Consider the following 11,202-nt stretch of genomic DNA (forward strand, 5'->3'; position numbering starts at 1 on the left):
ATATAATACAAGTAGTAAACGAAAGAGAGAAAATTATGATTATTATTAGAAATATAAAATTAAAAAATGACGACGAAAACGAATTGAAGAAAAAAATCTCTAAAATGATTGGAATGAAAAACTTCAATTATGAAATCTACAGAAAATCAATTGATGCTAGAAGGGGAATTCTGTTTAATTACCAAGTTATCGTGGATGTTGATTTGTCTGATAAAAAAATAAAATCAATCAAAAATTGCGAGAAATATTTTGAGGAAGATTTTAACTTAGAAGATGTCGATAATTCGAAGAGCGTCACAGTTGTTGGAAGTGGTCCTGCGGGATTGTTTTGTGCGTATTTGTTAGCGAAAAACGGAGCAAAGGTGAAAGTTATTGAACGAGGAAGTGAAGTATCTAAAAGAGTTGACGATATCAACAAATTCTTGGAAACTGGTAAGCTTAACACAAACAGTAACGTTCAATTTGGAGAAGGTGGAGCTGGAACTTTTTCTGATGGCAAATTAACTGCACGTTCTAAAGACAAAAGAGTAAGAGAAGTTTTGAAGACATTTGTGGACTACGGCGCTCCTAGTGAAATTATGTATGACTCCAAGCCTCACATAGGAACCGATGAATTGCAAAAAGTAATTGTTAATATGAGAAATGACCTTATCAAAATGGATTGTGAATTTGAATTCGATACATTAATCGACGATGTCGAAATTGAAAATGAAAAATGTGTGGGAATAAAATCACAGAATAAAAAATTTGAATCTGACTGTTACGTTTTTGCTCTTGGAAACAGTTCAAGAGATACTGTGATGATGTTAGCCGACAAAATTAAAATGACTAACAAACCATTTGCTGTCGGTTTTAGAATTGAACATCCACAAAAAATGATTGATTGGGCACAATATAAATGCGACAGAAATCTTCCAAGTGCGACTTATCAGCTTTCTTATTCTGAAGAAAACAAAAGAGGAGTGTACACTTTTTGCATGTGTCCAGGAGGTTATGTAATCAATGCTTCTAGTGAAGAAAATGAGTTGTGCGTAAATGGTATGAGTTTTCACAAAAGAGATGGCAGAAACGCAAATAGTGCAATTGTATGTGGAATTGATGAGGAAACTTATGGGCATAATTTATTGGATGGGATTAGATTTCAACAAGAAATCGAACGCAAGGCTTTTGAATTGGGAGGATCCAATTACAATGCACCAGTTCAGTTGGTAAAAGATTTTATGGATGATAAAAAATCTGAAAAGATCGGAGAAGTTGAACCTACTGTAAAACCGGGATATGTTTTGAGCAATTTGAATGATATTTACCCAGAGCATGTTACAAATTACATTAAAACTGCGATTAAAATGATGGACAACAAGCTTCACGGATTTTCAATGGATGATGCTATACTCACAGGAGTTGAAACGAGAACATCGTGTGCAGTGAGAATGGATCGAGATGATTTGTTAAGAAGCGAAAATGTTGATAATTTGTATGTGATTGGCGAAGGTAGTGGATATTCTGGAGGAATTGTATCGAGTGCGATAGACGGATTGAAGGCTGCTGAGGTTATTCTTACGTCAAATTTATCTAAATAAATTAAAATGCTAAATTATTGGGTATATTTATAAAAAGATAAATTTTTGTAAAATTTAAGAGGAGAAGAAAATGATACTTTGTATAACTGCAAATCCTGCCATTGATGTGATTTACGAGATGGACGAGTTGGATATCAATGGAATAAATACGGTTGATGATGTGTATAAAACGCCAGGTGGCAAGGGCATAAATGTGGCGAAGGTTTTGGATTTGTTGAGAGCTGATTTCATGGTTACGGGATTTATTGGCGGAAGTAACGGGGATTATGTTATCGACAAATTAGATGATGTGGATATTAAGCATGATTTTATCTTCACAAATGTAGACACTAGAAATTGTATTAGGGTTATTCACGGAGATAAACAATTCGAAATATTTGAAAAAACAAATAGAATGGACTCAAGGTTTGAGAGAACTTTCATGTCATTACTTACAGAAATTGGCAAGAATTATAACATAGCTGTAATCAGCGGAAGTTTGATGAATGGTTTGTCGGATAATTTTGTTGAAGAAACTATGGATATTCTGAAGGACAAGAGCAAAATTATTTTGGATACAAATGGACAAGTGACTAAGAAAGTTTTGGAAAATAATTACAAACCATTTGCTATTAAGCCTAATTTTTATGAATTTAAGGAAATCATAGGATTAACAGAAGACATTTCATCAGAAGAGTTCATAGATAAAGACTCTGATTATTTGAAAAAAGTGTTCGACAGTGAATTATTAGATGGGATTGAAATTGTACTTGTAACTCATGGAAAATACGGAGCGATTTTAAAATACAAGGATAGCTTGTACAGAATTAAAGTTCCTCAATACAAAATCCAAAGAACTGTCGGAAGTGGAGATGCAACTGTGGCAGGCTTGGCGAAATTCTTGGACGAAGGCGAAGATATTATGGAAACTGTCCTTAAATCATTAACTCTAGGAGTATTAAATGCTAGGGTTTCTGAAGTTGAAAAGTTAGATGTAGATAAAATAAACGAAGTTTACGAACAAATAGATGTTGAATTATTATAAAAATAAAACGTGTCAAAATTTATTTTGATGCGTTTTTTCTTGCTCAAAAATTTGTATTTCTGATATAATAACTTTAAAGAAAACAAGAGTAATAAATTTGCTTGACTTGTGATCATTTGTATGGTAAATTTATTCTCAACATTAAAAATTTTTAACAAAGTTTTTATTTATTTTACGAGGAGGGTATTATGCAATTTATCGGCGAAGGATTAACATTTGATGATGTACTTCTAGTACCAGGTCCATCAGAAGTGTTACCTAATGAAACTATCTTGAAAACAAGATTAACGAAAACTATTGAATTGAACATTCCTATGATGTCAGCAGGAATGGACACTGTAACTGAGTCAAAAATGGCTATCGCTATGGCGAGACAAGGCGGGATCGGAATTATTCACAAGAACATGACTATTGAAGAACAAGCAAGAGAAGTAGATAGAGTTAAACGTTCAGAAAATGGAATAATTACTGATCCTTTTTACTTATCTGCAGATGACAAAATCGTTGATGCTTTGAAATTGATGAGTCATTACAGAATTAGCGGTGTACCTATAGTTAATGATGATATGACTTTAGTCGGAATCCTAACTAACAGAGATGTTAGATTCGTAAAGGACGAACAACTTCCAATTGGTGATGTTATGACTAAGGACAATTTAATAACAGGTCACGAAAACATATCAATGGATGAAGCCTTGGAAAAAATGATGAATGCTAAGATTGAAAAACTTCCAATTGTAGATGAAAACTTCAAATTAAAAGGCCTTATCACTACAAAAGATGTTGAAAAAACAATTCAATATCCAAACTCAGCAAGAGATTCACAAGGAAGATTATTAGTTGGTGCAGCTGTTGGTATCACTAATGATATGATTGAAAGATGTCAAGCTTTAGTGGATGCAAAAGTTGACGTCGTAACAATCGACACAGCTCACGGTCATTCAAGAGGAGTTTTGAATGCTGTAACTAAATTAAAGAAAGCTTTCCCAGATCTTCAAATAATCGCAGGTAACGTTGCAACAGCAGATGCTACAAGGGATTTGATAGAAGCCGGGGCAGATTGTGTTAAAGTTGGTATCGGACCTGGATCTATTTGTACAACAAGAGTTGTAACAGGTATAGGTGTTCCTCAAATGACAGCTATAATCGAATGTGCGAAAGAAGCTGATAAACACGGTATTCCAATCATCGCCGATGGTGGTATTAAATACTCAGGAGATATTACAAAAGCATTAGCAGCAGGTGCATCTGTAATCATGGCAGGTAGCTTGTTCGCTGGTACTGAAGAAAGCCCTGGAGAATTAGTTGTATTAGAAGGTAGACAATACAAAGAATACAGAGGAATGGGTTCACTTGGTGCTATGAAAGCAGGAAGTGGTGACAGATATTTCCAAAACAACACTAAAAAATACGTTCCAGAAGGAGTAGAAGGTAGAGTAGCTTTCAAAGGTTCTGTAGCAGAAGTTATATATCAATTAGTTGGTGGACTTCGTTCAGGTATGGGATATGTAGGAAGCAAAGATTTAGTTGAATTAAAAGAAAAATCAAAATTCGTGAAGATTTCTCCAGCAACTCTTGTAGAAAATCATCCACATGATATTACTATTACTAGAGAATCTCCAAACTATACAAAGAAATAGGAGCAAGAAATGGATATTAGATTAATAATGGGAAGCAGTTCAGATATTGAAGTTGCAAAAAAAGTTACAAAAATGTTGAAAAAATTCGAGCTTTCTTATGAAGTATCAGTTATTTCAGCGCACAGAGCATTGGATGTTTTAAAAGAAACTGTTGAAAAAGATGACTGCAAAGTTTACATTACAATAGCTGGAAAAGCTGCTCACTTAGGTGGAGTAACTGCAGGAATGACAACAAAACCAGTTATAGGAATTCCTGTAAAAGGATCTGCACTTGCTGGAATGGATGCTTTGTATTCAATAGTTCAAATGCCTAAAGGAGTTCCAGTTGCAACTGTAGCAATCGATGGTGGAGAAAATGCAGCTATTTTAGCAGCTCAAATGATTGCTTTGTCTGACGAAAAACTAGCTCAAAAATTAAAAGATTACAAAGAAGAAATGAAACAAGCTGTCATAGATTCTGACAAGGAGTTAGAAGAAATATAATGGGATTAACTTATAAAGATTCTGGCGTAGATAAAGAAAAAGGATACGAAGAAGTTCAAATTATAAAAGAAATCGTAAAGAAAACTCATGGCAAGGAAGTTCTAACAGGTATTGGAGGATTTGCTGGTTTATTCAAACCAGAAATCTCCGACATGAAAGAACCTGTTTTGGTAAGTGGAACTGACGGTGTTGGAACGAAAATCAAATTAGCAATGGAACTTGATAAGCACGATACTGTTGGTATTGATTTGGTTGCAATGTGTGTTAATGATGTTTTGTGCCAAGGTGCAAAGCCATTGTTCTTCTTAGATTACATCGCTACTGGAAGTTTGAAACCAAAAAAAATGGCTGATTTGGTTCGTGGGGTAGCGGAAGGTTGCAGTCAATCTGAATGTGCATTAATCGGTGGAGAAACTGCTGAAATGCCAGGACTATACAAGGAAAATGATTATGACTTGGCAGGATTTGCAGTTGGTATTGTGGACCGCGACAAAATAATCGACGGTAGTAACATCAAAGAAGGAGATGTTGCAATAGCTTTATCTTCAAGTGGAGTTCACAGCAATGGTTTTTCACTTGTAAGAGCAGCATTAGATGTAGCTAATGTAAAATTATCCGACAAATTTGAAGACACTACAGTTGGAGAAAGACTTTTGGTTCCTACTAGAATTTACGAAAAAGAAATCTCTGCTTTATTAAAAGAAGTTGAAATCAAAGGTATCGCTCACATTACAGGTGGCGGATTATACGAAAACGTGCCAAGAATGTTACCAGAAAATATAGGAATAGAATTTGACCTAAAAGAATCAGAAATAGATTCTGTATTCAAAGCTATTAAAAAATGGGGAAACGTTGAAACAAAAGAAATGTTCTCCACTTTTAACATGGGTATAGGCATGGTAATTGTAGTTGATGCAAAAGATGTGGATAAATCTCTTGAAATATTACAAAAAATAGATCCAAAAGCAAAAAAATGCGGAGTTTGCAAACAAACTGAAACAAAAGTTGCGATTAATCTAGACTAATGTAGGAATTAATCAAAATTTTCAAAAATAATTCTGGGTCAAAAAAAGTGAGGGAGAATATGTCGAAAAAATTTATTTCATTTGTTGATGAAGGTCTTTTGAATATGACTTATACTTCCAGGTTACAATCATACTTAGAAGGAAATGTCGTGGATGTAAATCCTTTCGATCTTTTTGATGTGGAGACTCCCTGGCTATCAATTCCGGATATTCCAAGAAAGATATTTTAAATGATTTTGGGTTGTACACTGATATGGTTCATTTGAAAAAATCATTGTATGGAATTGATTACATGTATATAGGAATGGATCAAAAAGGAATTGGAAGCATTTTGGGAAGTGAAACCAAGATGACTGAAAAAGGAGATTCATTGACATCGGTGTATGCGCTTGATGATTACAAAGATTTTTCCAAAATGGAAAATATAGATATAAAATCTAGCGAAACTGTTGTAAATTTTATTGAAAAAGCTAAGAAAACAAAAGAAGCAATGAGAGGAATCACCATATTTGGTGCTGTGACAGAACCTCTTACGACAGCATCAGGAGTTAGACCTGTGGAAAAACTTCTTCGTGATACTCGAAAAAACAAGTAAGATATCAAAAGACTTTTGGAAATGTGCACAGATTATACTATAGATTTTGTAAAGATTTTTACAGAAGTAGTAGGTGGATGTTTTTTCAAAATTGCTGATCCAGTTTCTTCGTTGAATGTCATCAGCAAGAAGCAATACGATGAGTTTACACAACCTTACATGAAGAAACTATCCGACAGCGTGTATGAAATCACAGGAATCAAACCTATGGTTCACATCTGTGGCAAAACTGATAAAGTGTGGGATAATTTCAAAGGTAGTAGTTTTTCAAGATTTTCTGTAGATAATATCGAAGATATTGGACAACTCAAAAACAGCCTTGGTGACGATATGATAATTGAAGGGAATATTGCGCCAATGGATGTGCTTTTGAATTTAGATCCTGAAACTGTAAGAAAAGAAGTCAAAACACTTTTGGAAAAAGCAGCGGACAGCCCAAAAGGATATATTTTGAATGCTGGATGTACAGCTTGCGATAACACACCAATTGAAAACATCGAAAGCTATGTAAGAGCTGTATGTGAATATGGAAAAGATGCTTGTATTGGCAAACTACCAAAAGGTTTATCAAACATATAATTATTAAATAACAGATTACAACCATTTATTTTTCGAAATTAAATGGTTGTTTTTGAATTAAAATTTGTACTCAAATATCGTAAAATCAAGACTTGATAATACTTTTATGGTATAATATGTGGGTATTGGAGGGATTTAGATGTTAACAGTTAACAATTTAAGTGTCATATTCCCCGATAAAAAATTATTTGAGGATGTTAACCTAATTTTTAATCCAGGTAACTGTTACGGAGTTATTGGTGCGAATGGTGCTGGGAAATCTACATTCCTCAAAATTTTATCTGGAGAAAAAGAGCCTACAAAAGGCAATGTCACGATAGATAAGAACACAAGATTATCGAAACTTAACCAAGATCACTATGCTTTTGAAGAAAACAGCGTAATGGATACAGTTTTGATGGGAAACAAAAAGCTTTACGATATCCAAAAAGAAAAAGATGCTATATACATGAAGCCAGATTTCAGCGATGAAGATGGAATGAGAGCAGCGGAATTAGAAGCAGAATTCCAAGAACTTGGAGGATATGAAGCAGAAGCGGAAAGTTCATCTTTGCTGCAGGGTTTGGGAATAACAACACAACAACATTTTATGTTGATGAAAGATTTAAAAGAATCTGACAAGGTAAAGGTGTTATTGGCACAAGCTTTGTTCGGAAATCCAGGAATATTGCTACTAGACGAACCTACAAATGGTTTGGATTTGAAAGCAATATTGTGGCTACAAGATTTTCTGATGGATTTTCCAGGAATTGTAATCATAGTATCTCACGATAGATATTTCTTAAACGAAGTATGCACTCATATGGTGGATGTCGACTACGGAAAGATTAATATGTTCGTTGGTAACTACGATTTCTGGTATGAATCAAGCCAACTTGCACTTCGAATGCAAAAAGAACAAAACAAGAAAAAAGAAGACAAAATCAAAGAACTTCAAGAATTTATCCAAAGATTTTCTGCAAATAAATCGAAGTCCAAACAAGCTACAAGTAGGAAGAAACTTCTCGATAAAATCACATTAGATGACATTAAACCATCTAGTAGACGTTATCCATTCGTTGGATTCGAGCTTTCAAGAGAAGTTGGTAATGAAATTCTAAATGTAGAAAACTTGACTGTAGAACAAAATGGCAACAAGCTTATCGATAATTTGAGCTTCAGAGTTAACAAAGGAGATAAGATCGGATTTATCGGAAACGAAATCGCCATCACGAAATTCTTCGAAATAATCAACGGTAACGATGATGATTATACAGGAGAATACAAATGGGGACAAACTATAACTCACACGTATTTTCCAAAAGATAACACTAGGTTCTTCGAAGATTGCGATTTGAATTTGATTGATTGGTTGAGACAATTCAGCGAAGAAAAATCTGAAATTCACATCAGAGGATTTTTGGGAAAGATGCTTTTTTCAGGTGATGAAGCTTTGAAGAAAGCCAACGTTCTTAGCGGGGGCGAAAAAGTCAGAATGATGTTTTCCAAAATGATGGTAACACCAGCCAACGTCTTGGTGTTCGACCAACCTACAAACCATTTGGATTTGGAAAGTATCGAAGCTGTAAATAACGGTTTGATTACATTCAAATCAAATATTTTGTTCACATCACTCGATCACCAATTTGTATCTTCTGTTGCAAATAGAATTATTGAAATATTTGATGACGGAACTTATCGTGACGTATCAATGAATTACGAAGACTATATAGAAAAATATTTAACTAATAATTAGGAGTAGAAATGAAACATCAATTAGTTATTGTAGTAGATTTTGGAGGACAATATAATCAACTAATCGCTCGCCGCGTTAGAGATTTGAACGTATACTGCGAAGTTGTTCCTTACAAAAAAGCATTGGATGTTATCAAAGAAAAACAACCAATAGGGATAATCTTTACAGGTGGACCAAACAGCGTTTACGAAGAAAATTCTCCACAAATCGACAAAGAAATTTTTGAATTAAATATTCCTATTTTGGGAATGTGCTACGGAATGCAACTTATCTCCAAAGATTTCGGGGGAGTTGTTGAAAAAGCGAAAAATCGTGAATTTGGTAAAACTAATGCCAAAATCGAAAACCAAAGCCCTATCTTAAAAGATATGAGCGACGAAAGCATCGTGTGGATGAGTCACACTGATTTCGTATCAAAAAAACCAGAAGGATTTGACATCATTCAAACAACGGATTCTTGTCCGGTTGCAGCCATTGCAAATGAAGACAAGAATATTTACGCAGTTCAATATCACCCAGAAGTTAACCATACAGTAGAAGGTAAAATACTTATCAAAAACTTCCTTTATGAAATCTGTAAAGCAGACGGAGATTGGACAATGGAAAACTTCTTGGAAGAACAAATCAAAAAAATCAGAAAAACTGTCGGCGACAAAAAAGTTTTGTTGGCATTATCAGGTGGGGTAGATAGTTCCGTATGTGCATCACTTTTATCAAAAGCTATCGGCAAAAACTTGACATGTGTATTCGTTGACCATGGATTAATGAGAAAAAATGAAGGCGACGAAGTTGAAGCCGCATTCAAAAATGACGAATTGAACTTCGTAAGAGTAGATGCAAAAGACAGATTCTTAAATAAATTAAAAGGCGTATCAGATCCAGAACAAAAGAGAAAAATCATCGGAGAAGAATTCATCAGAGTATTTGAAGATGAAGCTAAGAAAATCGGATCTGTAGATTTCCTAGCACAAGGGACAATCTATCCCGATGTAATAGAATCTGGACAAGGCGATGCATCAGTTATCAAATCTCACCACAACGTTGGAGGACTTCCTGATGTAGTTGATTTCAAAGATTTAATTGAACCACTTCGCGATTTATTCAAAGATGAAGTTAGAAGATTGGGATTAGAATTAGAAATGCCAGAATATTTGGTATATCGTCAACCATTCCCAGGACCAGGACTAGGAATCAGAGTAATGGGAGAAATCACTGAAGAAAAATTAGAAGTGTTGCGTGAAGCAGACTATATATTCAGAGACGAAGTTGCAAAAGCAGGAATCGACAAAGACATCAACCAATACTTCGCAGTAATCACTAACAATAGAACAGTAGGAGTAATGGGAGATTTTAGAACTTACGATTACACATTGGCACTAAGAGCCGTAACAACAACAGACTTCATGACAGCCGATTGGGCAAGAATCCCATACGAAGTATTAGACAAAACTTCAGTAAGAATAATAAACGAAGTCGATCATATCAATAGAATAGTGTACGATATAACAAGCAAACCACCAGCAACAATTGAATGGGAGTAATCGCAAAATTTTCTGAAATGGTTTGATTACAAGCTATATAGAGAATGAAAAATGGCTACTGGTACTCATATGGTACTGGAAGTAAAAAAGAATAAATTGAATAATAGTTCCAAGTGGTTTAACATTTGGATAAAAAATTAGACCGTAGCTTCAAACTGCGGTCTTTTTTGTGTCGAATTTAATTTTACAACTTATAGTATAGAAAAAATTAAATTGAGAAAATCATGGAATGTATAATAAAAATAGAAGAAGTTTTTACAAATTTTTTATAATAAATATTTAAATTATTTACCTGTTCTTAAATATATAATGTGTATAGTGGTATATCATGAAAATTCATGAATGTCACTATCAAAACTAAGCTAAAAAAATTTTGAAATAATACGAAAAAATGTTATAATTTATAACAGATAGGAGGATTAACTATGTTATCATATATTGAACTTAAGAATTTCAAATCTTTGACTGATGTAAAGATAGATTTAAGAGGGGAAAATAAAAAGCCAAAAAAAATGATATTTATATATGGTGAAAATGGGGCAGGTAAGACAAATTTGATATCCTCGATTTTGTTTTTAGAAAAAAGCTTATTAACACTATCTAATAATATTAAGTTACGAAAAATTTATGATAAAAATGTACCTGAACTTTTATCTGATATTGAAAATGATGAAATAAAAAAAGAAGTTTTAGATCATATTATTAAGGATTCTTTTTTTGATATGAGGAGTCTGATACAAGAGAACAAAACCATAAATTCAGAAGGTAATATGGAAGTTAAAATAGGCTTCAATATAAATGGGTTAGAGGGTTCTTACGAGTTGAAATTTGATGATGAGTCAGTTATATTTGAAGAATTAAAGTATCTAGTAAATGAGAGAGTTGGTAGACTTTTCAAAATAGATGCTAATAATATAATTATTAGTCCTTCAATGATAACAACACCTTCTTATAAAAAAGAATTAAAAGATAATATAGAAAAATATTGGGGTAAAAACAC

At 33.7% G+C, this 11,202-nt stretch carries 11 protein-coding genes; all 11 read left to right on the plus strand.

The window, feature by feature from the left end:
* The first annotated feature begins 35 nt into the window (after nucleotides 1-35).
* Nucleotides 36-1,580 (plus strand): NAD(P)/FAD-dependent oxidoreductase, encoded by a 1,545-nt coding sequence (locus tag ACLUJM_RS08020; protein WP_412412613.1) that lies wholly within the window; start codon nucleotides 36-38, stop codon nucleotides 1,578-1,580.
* A 70-nt stretch (nucleotides 1,581-1,650) separates the two neighbouring features.
* Entirely contained in the window at nucleotides 1,651-2,604 is a 954-nt protein-coding gene (locus ACLUJM_RS08025; RefSeq protein WP_412412587.1) for a 1-phosphofructokinase family hexose kinase, read from the plus strand.
* A gap of 188 nt (nucleotides 2,605-2,792) precedes the next feature.
* Entirely contained in the window at nucleotides 2,793-4,244 is a 1,452-nt protein-coding gene (gene guaB / locus ACLUJM_RS08030; protein WP_412412588.1) for an IMP dehydrogenase, read from the plus strand.
* Nucleotides 4,245-4,253: 9 nt separating this feature from the next.
* On the plus strand, nucleotides 4,254-4,727 hold the full coding sequence (gene purE / locus ACLUJM_RS08035; protein ID WP_002835595.1) for a 5-(carboxyamino)imidazole ribonucleotide mutase: 474 nt from the start codon (nucleotides 4,254-4,256) through the stop codon (nucleotides 4,725-4,727).
* The gene (purM, locus tag ACLUJM_RS08040) at nucleotides 4,727-5,752 is read left to right on the plus strand and encodes a phosphoribosylformylglycinamidine cyclo-ligase (RefSeq protein WP_412412589.1); all 1,026 of its coding nucleotides are present in this window, start codon (nucleotides 4,727-4,729) and stop codon (nucleotides 5,750-5,752) included. The genes purE and purM overlap by 1 nt, the downstream gene beginning before the upstream one ends.
* A 59-nt stretch (nucleotides 5,753-5,811) precedes the next feature.
* The gene (locus ACLUJM_RS08045) at nucleotides 5,812-5,982 is read left to right on the plus strand and encodes a hypothetical protein (protein ID WP_412412590.1); all 171 of its coding nucleotides are present in this window, start codon (nucleotides 5,812-5,814) and stop codon (nucleotides 5,980-5,982) included.
* A gap of 23 nt (nucleotides 5,983-6,005) precedes the next feature.
* Nucleotides 6,006-6,347 carry a hypothetical protein gene (locus tag ACLUJM_RS08050; RefSeq protein WP_412412591.1) on the plus strand — a complete coding sequence of 114 codons (342 nt, stop codon included), beginning with the start codon at nucleotides 6,006-6,008 and terminating at the stop codon, nucleotides 6,345-6,347.
* A gap of 21 nt (nucleotides 6,348-6,368) precedes the next feature.
* Nucleotides 6,369-6,926 (plus strand): uroporphyrinogen decarboxylase family protein, encoded by a 558-nt coding sequence (locus ACLUJM_RS08055; protein WP_412412592.1) that lies wholly within the window; start codon nucleotides 6,369-6,371, stop codon nucleotides 6,924-6,926.
* Nucleotides 6,927-7,065: 139 nt separating this feature from the next.
* Complete coding sequence (locus ACLUJM_RS08060; RefSeq protein ID WP_412412593.1) at nucleotides 7,066-8,661, plus strand: ABC-F family ATP-binding cassette domain-containing protein; 1,596 nt, start codon at nucleotides 7,066-7,068, stop codon at nucleotides 8,659-8,661.
* A gap of 8 nt (nucleotides 8,662-8,669) precedes the next feature.
* The gene (guaA, locus tag ACLUJM_RS08065) at nucleotides 8,670-10,202 is read left to right on the plus strand and encodes a glutamine-hydrolyzing GMP synthase (protein WP_094224359.1); all 1,533 of its coding nucleotides are present in this window, start codon (nucleotides 8,670-8,672) and stop codon (nucleotides 10,200-10,202) included.
* 425 nt (nucleotides 10,203-10,627) lie between these two features.
* Nucleotides 10,628-11,202: AAA family ATPase (locus ACLUJM_RS08070; protein ID WP_412412594.1), on the plus strand; the 575-nt coding region annotated here is incomplete at its 3' end.

Source organism: Finegoldia sp. (genome assembly GCF_046991905.1).
In the GTDB taxonomy this organism is placed as follows: domain Bacteria; phylum Bacillota; class Clostridia; order Tissierellales; family Peptoniphilaceae; genus Finegoldia.